Below are 15119 nucleotides of genomic sequence, written 5' to 3'. Positions count from 1 at the left end.
CTAACGGCTCAGGCAAGCACCGATTTGCCGGCATAGATCATGCGGCCTTCGCCCAGTGCGCCGAACAGGTTCGCCAATTCCGTCTCGCCAACCGCGAAGCATCCCTGACTGCGGCCAAGCTTGCCGTGCTTTTCGATCATGTCGGCATTGGCATACCAGGCGGCGTGGATCACGATCGCCCGCTCGAACGCCAGGTTGTTGGTGGGGTCCAGCCCCATCAGCCGCTGGGAATGGCCGTGCTGGCCGACATAGTAATCGCGCGTCACATAAGTGCCGGCCGAGGTGCACTCACTGTCCGGCACGTTCGAAAAGCGTTGCAGAAAGCCGCTATGGCCCGGGTCGGACCCGATGCCGTGCGCGACCAGCAGCTCGCGGACCTTTCCATCCTCAAGGTTGATCAGCTGCAACCGGGGGCGGGCCGAACCGGGGGTGAAATCGGCAATCACGATGCGATCGCGCGCCGGGATGCGGGTGCCGTGCCACTCCATCGCGGCCAGCGCCCGGCGGTACAGGTCGGCGCGCACGCCGCGCGGCGCATCCCCCCGGGCCAGCAGCGCAGGCGGCTCGGCGGGCAGGGCACCGGCGGGCACCGGCGTCGGCTGGCGCGGAGCGGCCGCCGTTGCGATACGCAAACCGGTGGTCGCTGACCGGGTGGCGCATCCGGTCAGCACGCCGGCACCGATCAACGCCGCGCCGGTCAGAAACGCCCGGCGCCCGGCCAGTGCCGTATCGGCCGGAGGATGCAGTGGATCAGTCATCGGCATTGGCCAACATTGCGCGCCCGTCTTGTTTCAAACCCAGATAGCATGGCTTGGTGATTTCGTCCTGTCCATTGCCGCCGCGTCCGGCGTGCTGGTCGCTCCTGTCGCACGGCTGATCGTGCGCCCGCCAAGGTTGACGTGCCGTTAACCGGGACTCGCCAAGCGGCATGGAAATGGGAATAATCCCGCCGCAATGTGCGAGTCCCGCCTGATCCTGACGCTGTTTGTGGTCCTGTTGACGCTGATGTCCGGCGGGATGGCGCGCGCGGCCGAACCGGTGGACCTGCCGATGCCGGTCGCTGCGGTGGAGCGGATGCGGCCCGGCGATCACCGCTGGTTCGACGATGCCGGGGCCGCTGGCCCGGTCGCCATCGTCATCTCGATCCCCATGCAAAAGGCGCTGGTCTATCGCGGCGACAGGCTGATCGGCATATCCACCGTCTCGACGGGCAAGCGCGGCAAGGAAACGCCGATCGGGGAATTCACCATCCTTCAGAAAAAGGTGTTTCACCGCTCCAATCTCTATTCCAACGCGCCGATGCCGTACATGCAGCGGCTGACCTGGACCGGTATCGCGCTTCATGCCGGTCAGCTGCCCGGCTATCCGGCCTCGCATGGCTGCATCCGGTTTCCGTATGCCTTTGCCCGGCGGCTGTATCAGGAAACGGAAATGGGCGGCACGGTGGCGGTCACCGACCGGCCGATTGCGGTGCTGCGCCATCCGGACCGGCCCCTGCCGCCGCCGATCATCGAAATCCTGCCCGATCCGGTCAATGACGCACGGTTCAACATGGTCGTCGCCGCAAACTGGGTCGCCGTCGCACCGGGAGAGGTGGCGTTCGGCCCGGCTCGCCCGGTGATCCAGCCGCTTCCTGCCGCGCAGCGGGTGCCGCGCCGGTCCCGCTACCGCTGATCCGCCGGTTCGCAGGGCCGGCCTGATCCACCCGGTTTACCAACCGGTATGGATTATCTGCCTATAGCGCCTGCATCCGGGATGCAGGAGGCGGCAGACAAGATGGCGGGTGGACGCGCCGAGGAGGAGAACCGGGACGACCGGCCGCCGGTGGCGCATCTTCTGTCCGGCTATCCCGCCGTCATCGACCGGACCTGCGCGCTCGATCTGCCCAGCCATCAGTTCCTCCGCCGCAGCTGGTTCGGCAACAGCCGCACGCCCGGCGCCCGAACCCTCTATATCGAACGCGCCGACCGCACGCCGCTGGCCGCAATCCCGATTGAACCGGCAAATACGTCCTTTCCCGGCATCAACGCGGTCGGCGGCGGCTACTGGCCGTTCCGCAGCTTCCCCGCTGCGGCCGATTTGACCAGCCTGGATCTGGCCCGCGCCCTGTCTGTCCCCCGTATTCAGCAGGGCATCGGGCCGGTGCTGCGTATCGGGCCTGCCTATGCCGGGGATCGCGCGGCGATGCTGATGCGGGATGCGGCGGCAATGCTCGGCTGGCACATCCTGGTCCGCCGGCTCGGCACGCGTTTCGTTCAGCAGGTCGATGCACGGATGCTTGCCGAAGGGGCCATGGGCCGGTCGCGCCGCCGCCGGATCGGGGGCGCGGAACGCCGTCTTGCCGAACTGGGCACGATGACCGTCCGCATCGTCCGGGGTGCCGAATGGTGCGACGTGGTGCTCAACGATCTCGCCCGGATCGAGGCACAAAGCTGGATCGGCACCGATACCGACCGCAGCGGCGCAAAGTTCATCGATCCCGCCGCCCGTCGGCGCTGGCTTGAGCTGCTGGCCGACCGGCATCTGGCCGAACGGTTGCACGCAACCATCCTGTACGTGGACGATCAACCGGTCGCCTTTTCCTTCGACCTGATTGCCGGCCCGATGCTCTATGCCATCGCATCGGGCTATGATCCCGCCTTTGCCCGGTTCGGGCCGGGCATGATCGTGACACGGCACAGCCTGGATCACGCCATCGCATCGGGCGTGCGGACCATCGACTGGGGTTGCGGTGATACCGGATACAAGACCGAGATGGGGGCCACGCCGGATCAGGAGATCGAGGATTGGCTGATCGTGCGCGGCAACGTGCTGGCGGCGGCCCTGCGTCCGGTGTGGGAGGATCAGCAGGAACCGATGGGCCGCGCGGTCACGGCCGGCCTGTCCGGCGCGATGAGCGAACTTGGAACCGCCCGCCGTTCCCGCATGGAGCGGCTGATCATGCCCGGACTGGCCGTGGCGGCCGCCGCCATGATGATGTCGGAATAAGCCGATGGTGACCCCTACGAGCAGAATAGCCTCATAGCAGGATGTTGCAGTGCGTCTCAACCTATTGAGATTGCTGGAATGTCCATGCTGGGTTTGTGCCGCCCTGTCTCACGGTGAACCGCTCAATCGCGGATCATAAGTGGGCCGGGGAGAGGTACAGGAAAAAGAGGGAATTCTGACTTGGCACTCACAGCTCTCAAGGGGCGCACCGCTGGTCCAGGGCGCCACACCGATGGTCACGGCCTTTGTCTTGTTGTCCGTCCATCAGGCTCGCGATCATGGGTCTTGCGGATGCAGTACAAGGGCGTCCGCCGAGACTTCGGACTTGGCCCGGTCCATGACGTATCACGCTCCGATGCCCGGTGCCTTGCGATCGAGCTTCGCAAGATGGTGCGAAGCGGCAAGGACCCGGTGAAGGAGCGGGGGCTCAGGCGAGCCAACACCCCCACCTTCGAGATGGTCACCCGACGCTGCTATGAAGCGATGAAGAAGGGCTGGAAGGATCGCCGCAACCTGTCCTGGATATCGAGCTTCGAGAACCATGTGTTCGACGAGATCGGCGCAAAGCGCGTCGACGCCATCGACAGCGTTCAGGTGCTGAAGGTGCTGGAGCCCATCTGGATGGAGAAGCCGGACACGGCACGCCGTCTTCTCCAGCGCATCGGTACGGTTCTGGATTATGCCCATATCAAGGGTCACATCCCTGCCGAAATCTCACTGCGGTTGGTAACGCGGGGACTGCCGCGCCAGATCAGGCAGGTCGAGCATCGGGCCGCCATGCCCTATGCCGCGGTGCCAGCGTTCCTGCAGAAGCTGGCACGGCAGGAGCGGACCATCGGCCGCGATGCCCTGCAGCTGACCATTCTGACCGCGGTCCGGTCGAACGAGACGCGCTATGCGACCTGGGACGAGTTCGATCTGGATGCAGCGACCTGGTCCATCGCTGCTTCCCGGATGAAGATGAAACAGCCGCATGTGGTGCCGCTCTCCGCACCAGCGCTGGCCTTGCTGCACCGCATGCGGGCCGAGCATGAAGCGCTGGACGGCTATATTGCGCCGGGCAGGGCGTTGTTCACCCTGACCGGAAGAAAGCCGATCAGCGATACGACCTTTCTCAAGGCCATCCGCGACATGAAGATCGACAAGATCACCGTGCACGGGTTCAGGAGCAGCTTTGCCGATTGGGCGGCGGAATGCATTCAGTTCCCCAAGGAAATCACCGAGAAGGCCTTGGCGCACCGCGTGCCCAACGCCGCCGAAGCCGCCTATCGCCGGACGGACTATTTCGTCAAACGTAGCGAGCTAATGGCTAAATGGGCCAGTTTTTTAATGGACTGATAAAGATGGACTATTCAGCCGACAATCTTACATATTTGGTCACTTGTCAGTTCGTCTATAGACCTCTGCGGCCGCTTGAGCGAAAAATTCAAACTCTGGATTAGAGGCGGCCTGATTTTCACACTTGGTGGCGATATTTTTTAAGATATCTGGATCAGATCGACGCATCATTACCATAATTTTTATTGCTTCCTCAAAGTCATTCTCCTGAATATCGCGAAAATACCAAGCCCGTAATGCATATGAACCTTGGCATTGCGAAATTGATGCGGAGGAACTTTGTATTTTATATAGACATCATTCATCACTACAGCACGATGCAATTCATGTTTACTATTAAGTAAATGCTACTCCTCGCCGGTGCAGCTTGCCGGCATTATGCCACAAAACAGCAATACCATTTTTTGTACATAAGATTACCCTAGTATTGCGACGCCCTGTTAGGCCCGATGTCTCCGGCCTAGCAGTTGCCCTAGGGTCAGGACCCATAAACGGGGATCCCTTGGCGGGTTAGATGTGATTCAGGCTCTGCGACGGCGGGAGCGTGGATTTGAGCGAGTTTTGGTTGAGTGAGGCACAGTTTGAGCGGCTTCGGCCGTTGTTGCCGGACAAGGTGCGGGGTGTGGCGCGGGTGGATGACCGGCGCGTGATCAGCGGCATCATCCACGTCTTGAAGTCGGGCGGACGCTGGGTCGATGCGCCGGCCTGCTATGGACCGAGGAAGACGCTCTACAACCGGTTCGTGCGCTGGGCGGCGAAGGGCGTGTGGCAGGACTTGTTCTTTGCGCTGGCAGCAGCAGGCGGGCCATCCGCCGAGGTTCTGATCGACAGCACCCATATGAAGGCGCACCGCTCGGCGGGCGGCGGAAAAGGGGGGCGCTCATCCAGGCGATCGGGATCAGCCGGGGCGGCCGCAACAGCAAGCTCCACGCGCTCACCGACGGCGAAGGTCGGCCGCTCCGCTTCCTGCTAACCGGCGGCCATGTCGCCGACTGCCGCGCAGCCGATGTGCTGATCAATGACCTTGCGCCGCACACCATCGTGCTCGAGGACAAGGCTTACGACAGCAATGCGATCCGCGACCTGATCGAGCGCCAGGGGGCCGTCCCGAACATCCCGTCCAAGGCCAACCGGCGCTGGAAAAGCTTCTTCTCCAAGACCCTCTACAAGGGCCGCAACGCTGTCGAGCGCATGTTCTGTCGCCTCAAGGACTATCGTCGCATCGCCACCCGCTACGACAAACTCGCCACCAACTTCCTCAGCGCCGTTTACCTCGCCGCCGCCGTTACTTGGTGGTTATGAGTCCTCACCCTAGATTCGGGTTTGCAGATCGAGTAGCGGAAGCATTACCGACAGCAAAAACGTGGAAGTATGCTTGACGCGGTAATCATTTTTTGTTGATGTAAAGAATGAAATAGAAAAGATGAATAAATGCAGAGTCGGAGGCAAGAAACAACGAAAACGCACCTTAAGCCTTGGGGCTTCCATGCGCTATCGTTCCTAGCCGCGTTGTCGACCGGGTGTGCATCGACTCACTATATGGGGATTTCGTTGCGGCCCGGCGCTGCCGATCCAGCCTTGCAGGCGCTCGCGGCAAAAGCCCAAGGCGGTGATAAGCAATCGCAATACAAGCTCGGTCAATGGTTTGAAGATTCGACTGAGCCCAAAGGCCTCGAGAAGGCAATTGAACTTTACCGGAAAGCAGCCATCGCAGATCGTGGCCCGCTTTGGGTTTACACACCCTCGCCAGGCGGCGGTGCTCCGGGCAGAGTTATTCAAGTTGGAATAGTCCAACACCAGGACGGGCTTGAGGAGGCAAAAGCGCGATTGCAGTCGTTGATGCCATGCGCAGAACAAAAAGATGAATAAACTGTCAATCTTTTCTCTGACAAGGCCTGTAACGACAGCTACAGTTGACGACAGTATTGATAAGGCTATGAATATCCATTTGTCCATGGCAAGCTGCTTATTGCTATTATTTATGTCACAAATTAATTTGTCTGGATGCAGTATTCCTAGTGAAAAAATGCATTTGGCGGTTGCAAAACCATCACAAATGATAGCCGGTAAATTGCATTCGACGACAGAAACAAAGAAGTTATTTATTATACCAGGGTCCCCACGCGAAACGATGGGATTAATTATAAACAGCGCATCGACTGAAAGTTTTAGTCAGCTGCATAATCGGTTCATGACGGCGTTATCTTCGGCACCTCAGTCACTCCCGATCGAGCGGAACATCTTTACATTCGTCAGCTATGAGTCTGGCAAATGTGTTGACAACCCCAAACCAGTGGGAGTCACGCTCGGAATATTTCAATGTCCGCCGGGAACGACCTACCATGGCTATGCTGCAACCCAAACAGTAATGAACTCAAGCAATCAAAGGGTAGACATTCCGATTCAGGATGTAGATCTATACAAATATCGTGTAAACGATGTGTTGCCTGTCCTAAAGCGTGACGGCTTTACAATCAAAAACGATATAGCAGATTTGATGCCGCCGGCGGTGAATCACTTTCCGGATCCCTATGTAACAATATTGGCTGAAAAGCCAAACCAGAGCCTGTATGTTATCTATGACATAGGAGCCCCCGGCGCCCCGTCGAATGCACTGGTTCTAGGACTTGGTGTTTACGTTATCGAGGAATAGGGTGAGGACTCATAACCACCAAGTAACGGCGGCGGCGAGGTAGACGGCGCTGAGGAAGTTGGTGGCGAGTTTGTCGTAGCGGGTGGCGATGCGACGATAGTCCTTGAGGCGACAGAACATGCGCTCGACAGCGTTGCGGCCCTTGTAGAGGGTCTTGGAGAAGCAGCTTTTCCAGCGCCGGTTGGCCTTGGACGGGATGTTCGGGACGGCCCCCTGGCGCTCGATCAGGTCGCGGATCGCATTGCTGTCGTAAGCCTTGTCCGCGAGCACGATGGTGTGCGGCGCAAGGTCATTGAGCAGCACATCGGCTGCGCGGCAGTCGGCGACATGGCCGCCGGTTAGCAGGAAGCGGAGCGGCCGACCTTCGCCGTCGATGAGCGCGTGGAGCTTGCTGTTGCGGCCGCCCCGGCTGATCCCGATCGCCTGGATGAGCGCCCCCCTTTTCCGCCGCCCGCCGAGCGGTGCGCCTTCATATGGGTGCTGTCGATCAGAACCTCGGCGGATGGCCCGCCTGCTGCTGCCAGCGCAAAGAACAAGTTCTGCCACACGCCCTTCGCCGCCCAGCGCACGAACCGTTTGTAGAGCGTCTTCCTCGGTCCATAGCAGGCCGGCGCTGCCAGTCCGCAGTCGGTCCAATTGCAGACCCTCTCGGCGTTAGCGAGGGAGCAAGATCTTGTCGACCGGATGTCCCACGAGATCGCGTGGGCGACGGAACCGACGTTCGAAGAGTCTCCCGATGGCCGGGTGATACGCTGCGACTATAACGAGATCGGCATTCCCGGCGAGGACGGCACCCATGACAAGGTGGTGCGGATCTGCGAGGTGGCGCTAGCGCTCTCCCCGCGATCGGACATCGCCGCCTCTGCCGCGAGAGCGCCGAACGGAGAGGTCGTCGGGTTCGGTGGCTTACCGCTCGCGGAGAAGCAGATACCGCGCGCGAACCTGCCGGCGGCGGCACTGCCGGAATGGAACCGCCGCTGGCGCGACGCGATCGCGATCCGCGTCGCCGCGCCGACCTATCCTGGCGCTGCGTTCGGACCCCTCGCTCAGCAACGAGGCGCTGGCGATGATGTTCGGGATCAGCGTGGGGAGAGTAGAGGCCGCGCTGGTCGAGGCGCTGAAGCGACTCATCGAGGCAGATCGTGAACCCGATCCAATCTGGCGGCGTCTTTGGCCATGGTGAGCCTTGCCAATGACTTGCCATCCCCGATCAAGCCCTACAGGGTGAGGAGACCATGCGCAGCGATATCGATCATCTACCGCCAGCCAAGCAGCGCGAGCTCGAGCGGGTGGTGCAGATCCTGTTTGAGGAGTTCGACGATGCGCTGGCGCTGGCCAAGCATGAGTGGAAGAAGAAGGGCCGCATCCTCAAGGTGATCCTCTATGGCAGCTATGCCAGAGGCGGCTGGGTCGATGAGCCGCATACCGCAAAGGGCTACAAGTCGGACTTCGACCTCTTGGTCATCGTCAACGACAAGCGATTAACCGACCGGGTCAGCTACTGGCTGAAGCTCGAGGACCGGCTGAACCGCGAGCTTGGCATCACCAGGACGCTCAACACCCCGGTCAACTTCATCGTCCATACCCTGCAGGAGGTGAATGACGGCCTCGCCCATGGTCGCTACTTCTTCATGGACATCGCCCGCGACCGGCGATGCCTAGATTGAGGCGGTCCATCGACTGTAAGGCCGATGCCTTCGCCACCGCCATGTTCAGGATCGGCGAGATTTCCGCGCGGAAGAAGGGGAGGCCGAGTTGTTCGATCCAAACGTCGGCCTCGTCGGGGAGAGGTAGCAGTGTCTCGTAGCCGCTGACGCTACGCGCCGGCAGCACCAGTCCGTCGACGCTCGGGATCAACGTGAGCCTGATGCCGTCCGGGACGGCCCGACGGGCGGCTAGGGTTGCGATCGCGTGGCTCTCGATCTCCATCTGCGAAGTTAGTGGGATCACGACGAGTACCTTGCTGGGTGGCCATGGGAGGATTGCGTCGGGGTCCTCCACGACATGCACCAGAGCCTCGACGCCGTTATCTACCAGTTGGGACCGGATCGAGGCTGCTAGCGCGTTGCGCGCCACCGTCATCCTCGTCTCGACCACTGAGGCGACAAGGCGGAGCGCGTTGTCGGGTTTTGCCTTGCCGAGGAGCGTGGCAAAACTCACGCCCGGGTGTACGGTTCGCCCGGCAGCATCCCCTGCAATGATCCTAATGCGAACGAGGATCTCTCGGATCTTGCCGAGACTGGCGGGCACGCCGCCGACGAGTTCCCACGGTTCCTGCGCCTCGGCCTCATCGGCGTTCTTGATCAGGTCGGCGGTCCAGGCGATGAAGGCGCCGGCGCCCTTTGGAAGCTGGTGGAAACGCCTACAGACGTCGGCGCTGCCCGCGAACAGCAGGTTCTGCAGCTTCGTAACGTTGGCGTTGAACTCGCCTGATCCCTCGCCGGTCGCGACCGAGGACGCGATTGCAGGCGGGGTCAGCTCGCGGGCGGCTTCGTGAACGCTGTTCATGGCGGTCAACTGCGCATTGGAGACGCTCTTGCCGCGGAGGATGAGGTTGAGGACGCGTTCCAGCGCAGGTGCGATGCGGTCGAGAAGCTGCTCGGCCTGCGCGAGGTATCCGCTATGAGCTGTCGCGCCAAGGGCGACATGCGCCGCAGTGCCTTGCGATCGACCCGGTTCGCTTTGCCCATGATGTCCTCCTGCGAGAACCGCCCAGGTCCAGCGCCGGGATGGCCGGGGGGCGGCAGGAGCAGGCCCGCAAGCCCCGCCGGCAAGGGCGGGGCGCACCCGCAAGGGCAGCGACGAAGTGGATGACCCGGGCACCGCCGGGGTTGCGCACCGTCCGGGCGGGGCTAGCAGCCAGCGACGGCCACCGGCATTCCGGCGCAACAGATGCGGTTGCCGTGAGGGCAGGGGACGACCGCGCCGGCTCGCACTGACCAGCGGCAAAAATATTTGGTCGCACTCCGGAAAGCGCCGGCGAAGGCCAGCTAACGACAGGTCATCACAGCGTAGAAACCGCCGAATCTCAACGCATTGACGGCCGCTCGCATCATCCGAAAGCTGCCCGAAACAGGGCATCACAACCTAAGGATGATGAGCACATGACCTCGACCAGTCCCGACCGTATCCTTCGCCTGCCCATCGTGCTTGAGCGCACCGGCCTGTCGCGCGCCACCCTTTATCGGAAGATCAGGAGAGGGACCTTCCCCAAACAGATCAAGATCGCAGAGCGCTGTTCCGGTTGGCGGGAATCAGCCATCAACGAATGGCTGCACAACCCGATCTATTGGGGAATGGATTAGGCCTGACCAAAGCGATTCCCGGCAAAACTGACGACGGAGTGGTGCGTGGGAGATCTGCTGGCCGAAGCAACAACAGCTTGGCGTCAAAAAGTGTCAGAGCGTCGCAGGGCGTCCGCTACCTAAAACGCTACCTTGATGATGGAACTGACCTCGAGATTAGCGCTAAGTCATTGAAAATATGGTGGACGCACTAGGGCTCGAACCTAGGACCCGCTGATTAAGAGTCAGCTGCTCTACCAACTGAGCTATGCGTCCATTCGCGGATGACATGAGCCGGTTGAGGCCGGTCCCGTCAAGCGAGAGCGGGCCGTTAGCATCGGGTTTGGTGCTTGGCAACACCGGATGGCACAAAAAATGTCAGGGGCGCTTTCGATCGGATGCCGAGCGGTCGATTCCCATCATGATTCCGATACAGATCATCACGGTCATCAGCGCCGACCCGCCAAAGCTGATAAAGGGCAGGGGGATGCCCACCACCGGGGCCAGGCCCATGACCATCGCCATGTTGATCGACGCGTAGAAGAAGATTGTGGCGGAAAGCCCCGCGGCGGTCAGTTTTCCGAACCGTGTCTTCGCCTTCATGCCGACATGGATGCCCCAGCCGATCAGCAGCGCAAACCCGATGATCAGCATGACGCCGCCGGCCAGACCCCATTCCTCCATCATCGTCGCCAGCGCGAAATCGGTGTGCCCTTCCGGCAGGTAGTCCAGATGGCTTTGCGTGCCATTGAGGAACCCCTTGCCGAACCAGCCGCCAGAGCCGATCGCGATCTTTGACTGGCTGATGTGATAGCCGGTGCCCAGCGGATCGCTTTCCGGATCAAGGAAGGTCAGCACCCGGTTGCGCTGATAAGGGTGCAACAGGAAATTGACCGCCAGCGGGACCGCCAGCGCAACACCCAGCCCGCCGCCGATGAACAGGCGGAGAGGGACACCGGCCAGGAACATCACCGCAATTCCGCCAAAGGCGATCATCAGGGCGGTGCCAAGGTCGGGTTGCAGCATGACCAGCCCCATCGGCACGCCGATAAGCACGGCCCCCGGCCAGATCCCCGCGAAACGTCGGGTTTCGACCGGTGGCAGCATCTCGTAGAAGCGGGCGAGCGCAAGCACGATGCACGGTTTCATCAATTCGGACGGCTGCAACCGGATGAACCCCAGGTCCAGCCATCGTTGCGCCCCGCCGCGCACCGCCCCCAGCAGCTCGACCAGGATCAGCAGGATCAGGATACCGGCATAGCCCGGCAGTGCCCAGCGGGACCAAAAGGTCGTCGGTACCCGCGAAATGCCGATCGCCAGGCCGATAAAGGCGACCAGCCGGATCCCTTGCGACTGCGCCCAGGGGCTGATGCTGCCGCCCGCAGCGGAATAAAGGACCAGAAGGCCGAATCCGCCCATCATGATGACAAGCAGCAGCAGCCGCCAGGGCAGGTCCGCGATGGTCGACGGGACGATCTCGTTCACCTTCATCGCGGAGCGCCTGCAACAGGAGCGGAGCCGCCAGCCTGTGCACGCCGCTCGGCATCGCGCTGAAACAGCCATGCGGCCTGTTTGCGGGCCATGCGCTCGGCAATGGTGCCGCCCCATTCGGTTTCGAGCGCAGTCAGGGTCGCCATCGCCTTTTCCCGGTCGAACAACCAGGTGATGACATCGCGCGCCACCGGCGCTGCCGCTCCGGAGCCCGACATGCCATGTTCGATGACGACGGCAACGGCATATTGCGGATTATCGACGGGCGCGAACCCGACGAACAGGCCATGGTCGCGATATTTCCACGGAACGTTCAGGCCGCCGCGGGCGCCGCCCTCGATCCGCCGCACCTGCGCCGTACCCGTCTTGCCGCCCATGCGGATGCCGTCGAGCTGAAGCCGGCTGCGTCCCGCCGTGCCGGCCCCGTTCACCACCTCGTCCATCCCCGACCGGATCAGGTTCATGCGGTCGGGCGGCACGTCCAGCGACGGGCCGACAATCGGTTCTTCGGCAAGGATGCGGGGCACCAGCGCCCGGCCGGACGCGATCCGCGCGACCTGAACCGCCAGCTGCAACGGACTGGCCAGCAGATAGCCCTGACCGATCGAAGCGTTGAGCGTATCGGCCGCAGTCCATGCCTGTTTGTACTTTTTCAGCTTCCATGCCGGATCGGGCACCGTTCCGTAACGCTGAGAGGGAAAGGGCAGGGGATATTCCGCGCCCAGACCAAGCTGACGCGCGGCATCGGCCACCGCCTCCATCCCCGCCTCGCGCCCGACGGTGTAGAAATAGGTATTGCAGCTCTTGGCGATGGCGCGGTGCAGATTGACCGGCCCGTGCCGGCCCAGACAGCGGAAGAAGCGGTTGCCAAGCTGATATCCACCGGGACAGTTCACGGTGCGTTCGGGATCGATGCCGGAACGCAGCGCTGCCAGTGCCGTTGCAGGCTTGAACGTCGATCCGGGCGGATACAGGCCCTGCAACGCCTTGTTGGTCAGCGGCAGGTGATCGTCGGCCGTCAGAAATCCCCATTCGGCCCGGCTGATGCCGTCGGAAAAGGCGTTGGGATCATAGGCGGGCATAGATGCGATCGCCAGGATGCCGCCCGTGCGGGTGTCGATGACGACGACCGCTCCGGATTCATTGCCCAGCCTGCGTGCGGCATAATCCTGCAACCCCAGATCGATGGTCAGTTTCACCGTCTGACCCGGCGTGTCGGGGCGCGTGGCGAGTTCCTTGACCAGTCGGCCGCTGGCGGTCACTTCCACCCGCTTCGCACCCGGCTGACCCCGAAGGCGGGTTTCCAGCACCTTTTCAATGCCGTCCTTGCCCAGCTTGAACCCCGGCGTGACCAGCAGAGGGTCGCGTTCCTTCTTGAACTGTTCGGCACTGGCGGCACCGACATAGCCGATCAGGTGAGCAACCGCCGCGCCATTCGGGTAATGGCGCGCAAATCCCCGCGCGGGCTCAACGCCCGGCAGTTCGGGCAGGCGGACATTGACCGCGGCAAAGCGTTCCCAATCCAGGTTCTCCGCAACCTGCACGGGTCGGAAACCGGACGCGCCCTTAAGGTCGTCACGGATCCGCTGCATATCGTCGGCGGTCAGCGCCAGAAGCTGCTGCAACAGGCCAAGCGTCTGCTCGCCGTCCTTCATCCGGTCGGGGATCAGGTCGACGCGAAAATCGGTGCGGTTGGACGCGATCGCCGCGCCGTTGCGATCGACGATCCAGCCACGCCGCGGTGGCACCAGCGTCAGGTTGACGCGATTGCTTTCCGACAGCGTCCGGTACCGTTCATTCTCCGCAACGGACAACCATGCCATGCGTCCGGCCAGCACCACGCCGACCCCCGCCTGCAACCCGCCCATCAACAGGGCGCGGCGCGAAAAGCTGAACGCCTGCTGCGCCTCGGTCATCAGCTTGGTGGACCCGCCAAGCAGGTTATCGACCTTCATGCGACCACTCGCTTGAGATCGAGCCAGGCCGCGATGCGAAACACGACGGGCAACAGCACGACAGACGCCGCAATCTGGATCATCAGCGCGGTATCGACATGAGAGGATAGCGGCGCGGCAAAGATCCGCCCGCCGATCAGGCAAAAGGCGACAGCGCCCGATGCCACAAGCCAGTCCTGCCAGAAACTACGCCACATCAGCCGCGTATCTAGCACGTCGATGCCCAGAAGGCACAATGTCCACAGCACGACCGCGCTGCCGACCGGCTGACCGCTGACCAGATCGTCGAACAGGCCGAGCGGCAGGGCAAACCACGCGGGCACCTTGCCCGGCATCAGGAAGCGCCAGCCGATCAGCAGCATCAGGCCAAAGGGCGGCAGCAGGGGGGCCGTTGCGACCAGCGGCAACAGCGACAGCAGGGAACCGACCATCACCGCCGCCGGCATCAGCCAGCGCCGGCTGTGCACCCGTTCATCGGCGCCAAGCAGGCTGCGGCCGCTCGGCGTCATTCCGCCGCGCCCGCATTTTCGGGCGGCGTTTCGTCCGGCCGGGCAAGTTCAGGGACATATGCCCGCTGGACCAGCGCAAAATCGAGCGCATCGGGATTGGCGAACGGCCGGCCGATCACTGCGTCGCGGCCACTGGCCAGCACGCGCGCGACGGGAATGCCGGGCGGGTAGATGCCGCCGGCGCCCGATGTGATGAAGCTGTCCCCGGCCTTGAGCGGCGCGTTGGACACATTGGCGACGCGGATATCGACCATGCCATCGCCGCGCCCGTTGATGATCGCCGGCATCCCGTCGCGCGTCCGCTGCGCCGGCACGACGCTGTCCGGATCGACGATCAGCAGAACCCGGGCGCTATTCGGGCCGGTTTCGATCACGCGCCCGATCAGTCCTTCTGGCCCGCGCACAGGCTGGGCACGGTTCACGCCTTGCATCGAGCCTGCATTCAGGATGGCATAGCGCCGGGTGCTCGACGCGGATGAAGCGACCAGGCGCGCCGCAATCACCGGCTCGATCGCCCGCTCGCGCAGCTGCGCAATGGCGCGCAGCCGCTGGTTTTCGACGGTCAGGGCGCGCGCCCGCTGCAACAGCAGGCGATTATCCGCCAGTTCGCGCTTCAACCGCCGGTTTTCGCTGACCGCGCCGAAATATGCGCCGATCCCCTCCGGAATGGCGCTCAGCTGTCGCCGGGTCCAGTGCGTGCCGGTGGCAAAGGGGGTCGTCACCTCTCGCACCGTGCCGCGCAGCACGCCGAATGCCTGCGGATCCAGAATGGACAGCAGCAATGCAGCCGCGCCGATGACGACGCCGGAAACGGCGATCACATAGCCGATGAACAGCGAATATTGCGCCCGTTTGGAAAAGCCGGGGCGGTTTTTCGGCGGTGCCATGACCGCGCTCCCTG

The 15119-nt window shown here is 62.5% G+C and carries 14 protein-coding genes, 1 tRNA gene and 2 pseudogenes; 9 read left to right on the top strand and 8 right to left on the bottom strand.

Features of this window, described 5'->3' with window-relative positions:
- Positions 1-8 precede the first annotated feature (8 nt).
- Positions 9-758, bottom strand: coding sequence for a murein L,D-transpeptidase catalytic domain family protein (locus NYR55_RS01980; RefSeq protein ID WP_260019572.1), 750 nt, complete (start codon positions 756-758; stop codon positions 9-11).
- 196 nt (positions 759-954) lie between these two features.
- Here NYR55_RS01980 and NYR55_RS01975 point away from each other — a divergent pair, with 196 nt between their 5' ends.
- The 6 genes from NYR55_RS01975 (at position 955) to NYR55_RS01950 (ending at position 6979) form a co-directional block, all read left to right on the top strand.
- Positions 955-1674, top strand: a complete 720-nt coding sequence (locus tag NYR55_RS01975) for a L,D-transpeptidase family protein (protein ID WP_260019571.1) — start codon at positions 955-957, stop codon at positions 1672-1674.
- A gap of 81 nt (positions 1675-1755) precedes the next feature.
- A complete protein-coding gene (locus NYR55_RS01970) occupies positions 1756-2988 on the top strand; it encodes a GNAT family N-acetyltransferase (protein ID WP_260019570.1) in 1233 nt (410 codons plus the stop codon).
- Between the two features lie 180 nt (positions 2989-3168).
- Complete coding sequence (locus NYR55_RS01965) at positions 3169-4326, top strand: integrase arm-type DNA-binding domain-containing protein (RefSeq protein WP_260019569.1); 1158 nt, start codon at positions 3169-3171, stop codon at positions 4324-4326.
- A gap of 550 nt (positions 4327-4876) precedes the next feature.
- Positions 4877-5628, top strand: a protein-coding gene (locus NYR55_RS01960) for an IS5 family transposase (protein WP_260019568.1) whose coding sequence is annotated in 2 segments (ribosomal slippage) — positions 4877-5210 and positions 5210-5628 — 753 coding nt in all. Because the reading frame shifts where the segments join, the coding sequence is not laid out codon by codon here.
- Between the two features lie 237 nt (positions 5629-5865).
- Complete coding sequence (locus NYR55_RS01955) at positions 5866-6195, top strand: hypothetical protein (protein WP_260019567.1); 330 nt, start codon at positions 5866-5868, stop codon at positions 6193-6195.
- The gene (locus NYR55_RS01950) at positions 6188-6979 is read left to right on the top strand and encodes a hypothetical protein (protein WP_260019566.1); all 792 of its coding nucleotides are present in this window, start codon (positions 6188-6190) and stop codon (positions 6977-6979) included. The genes NYR55_RS01955 and NYR55_RS01950 overlap by 8 nt, the downstream gene beginning before the upstream one ends.
- Positions 6980-6988: 9 nt before the next feature.
- On the opposite strand, the pseudogene NYR55_RS01945 reads toward NYR55_RS01950, so the two are convergent.
- A pseudogene (locus tag NYR55_RS01945) lies at positions 6989-7581 on the bottom strand (IS5 family transposase); the annotation flags it as partial.
- Positions 7582-7663: 82 nt separating this feature from the next.
- Here NYR55_RS01945 and NYR55_RS01940 point away from each other — a divergent pair.
- Together NYR55_RS01940 and NYR55_RS01935 are read left to right on the top strand one after the other, a co-directional pair.
- Positions 7664-8125, top strand: a complete 462-nt coding sequence (locus NYR55_RS01940; protein WP_260019565.1) for a hypothetical protein — start codon at positions 7664-7666, stop codon at positions 8123-8125.
- Between the two features lie 89 nt (positions 8126-8214).
- Positions 8215-8628, top strand: a pseudogene (locus NYR55_RS01935) (nucleotidyltransferase domain-containing protein); the annotation flags it as partial.
- Here NYR55_RS01935 and NYR55_RS01930 read toward each other — a convergent pair.
- A complete protein-coding gene (locus NYR55_RS01930) occupies positions 8609-9772 on the bottom strand; it encodes a hypothetical protein (protein ID WP_260019564.1) in 1164 nt (387 codons plus the stop codon). The pseudogene NYR55_RS01935 and the gene NYR55_RS01930 overlap by 20 nt on opposite strands.
- Positions 9773-10083: 311 nt before the next feature.
- On the opposite strand from NYR55_RS01930, the gene NYR55_RS01925 reads away from it, so the two are divergent.
- A complete protein-coding gene (locus tag NYR55_RS01925) occupies positions 10084-10284 on the top strand; it encodes an AlpA family transcriptional regulator (RefSeq protein WP_260019563.1) in 201 nt (66 codons plus the stop codon).
- A gap of 179 nt (positions 10285-10463) precedes the next feature.
- Here the strand turns inward: NYR55_RS01925 and NYR55_RS01920 are convergent.
- The 5 genes from NYR55_RS01920 to mreC form a co-directional block, all read right to left on the bottom strand.
- Positions 10464-10539 (bottom strand) — tRNA-Lys (locus NYR55_RS01920).
- A 102-nt stretch (positions 10540-10641) separates the two neighbouring features.
- A complete protein-coding gene (rodA, locus tag NYR55_RS01915; protein ID WP_260019562.1) occupies positions 10642-11754 on the bottom strand; it encodes a rod shape-determining protein RodA in 1113 nt (370 codons plus the stop codon).
- Positions 11751-13709 (bottom strand): penicillin-binding protein 2, encoded by a 1959-nt coding sequence (gene mrdA / locus NYR55_RS01910; protein ID WP_260019561.1) that lies wholly within the window; start codon positions 13707-13709, stop codon positions 11751-11753. The genes rodA and mrdA overlap by 4 nt, the downstream gene beginning before the upstream one ends.
- Entirely contained in the window at positions 13706-14218 is a 513-nt protein-coding gene (mreD, locus tag NYR55_RS01905; protein WP_260019560.1) for a rod shape-determining protein MreD, read from the bottom strand. Before mreD ends, mrdA begins: the two co-directional genes overlap by 4 nt.
- Positions 14215-15105 (bottom strand): rod shape-determining protein MreC, encoded by an 891-nt coding sequence (gene mreC / locus NYR55_RS01900; RefSeq protein ID WP_260019559.1) that lies wholly within the window; start codon positions 15103-15105, stop codon positions 14215-14217. The genes mreD and mreC overlap by 4 nt, the downstream gene beginning before the upstream one ends.
- Positions 15106-15119 lie beyond the last annotated feature (14 nt).

The sequence above is a fragment of the Sphingomonas sp. BGYR3 genome (assembly GCF_025153455.1).
Classification (GTDB): Bacteria; Pseudomonadota; Alphaproteobacteria; order Sphingomonadales; family Sphingomonadaceae; genus Sphingomonas.
This window is presented reverse-complemented; position numbering and strand designations above follow the sequence as displayed.

What these genes read in the sequence shown, in the direction of transcription:
- mreC (WP_260019559.1), bottom strand. Translation starts at nt 15,105, where the DNA reads ATGGCACCGCCGAAAAACCGCCCCGGCTTTTCCAAACGGGCGCAATAT.
- mreD (WP_260019560.1), bottom strand. Translation starts at nt 14,218, where the DNA reads ATGACGCCGAGCGGCCGCAGCCTGCTTGGCGCCGATGAACGGGTGCAC.
- NYR55_RS01940 (WP_260019565.1), top strand. Translation starts at nt 7,664, where the DNA reads ATGTCCCACGAGATCGCGTGGGCGACGGAACCGACGTTCGAAGAGTCT.
- mrdA (WP_260019561.1), bottom strand. Translation starts at nt 13,709, where the DNA reads ATGAAGGTCGATAACCTGCTTGGCGGGTCCACCAAGCTGATGACCGAG.
- NYR55_RS01980 (WP_260019572.1), bottom strand. Translation starts at nt 758, where the DNA reads ATGACTGATCCACTGCATCCTCCGGCCGATACGGCACTGGCCGGGCGC.
- NYR55_RS01950 (WP_260019566.1), top strand. Translation starts at nt 6,188, where the DNA reads ATGAATAAACTGTCAATCTTTTCTCTGACAAGGCCTGTAACGACAGCT.
- NYR55_RS01970 (WP_260019570.1), top strand. Translation starts at nt 1,756, where the DNA reads ATGCAGGAGGCGGCAGACAAGATGGCGGGTGGACGCGCCGAGGAGGAG.
- NYR55_RS01955 (WP_260019567.1), top strand. Translation starts at nt 5,866, where the DNA reads ATGGGGATTTCGTTGCGGCCCGGCGCTGCCGATCCAGCCTTGCAGGCG.
- NYR55_RS01975 (WP_260019571.1), top strand. Translation starts at nt 955, where the DNA reads ATGTGCGAGTCCCGCCTGATCCTGACGCTGTTTGTGGTCCTGTTGACG.
- rodA (WP_260019562.1), bottom strand. Translation starts at nt 11,754, where the DNA reads ATGAAGGTGAACGAGATCGTCCCGTCGACCATCGCGGACCTGCCCTGG.
- NYR55_RS01925 (WP_260019563.1), top strand. Translation starts at nt 10,084, where the DNA reads ATGACCTCGACCAGTCCCGACCGTATCCTTCGCCTGCCCATCGTGCTT.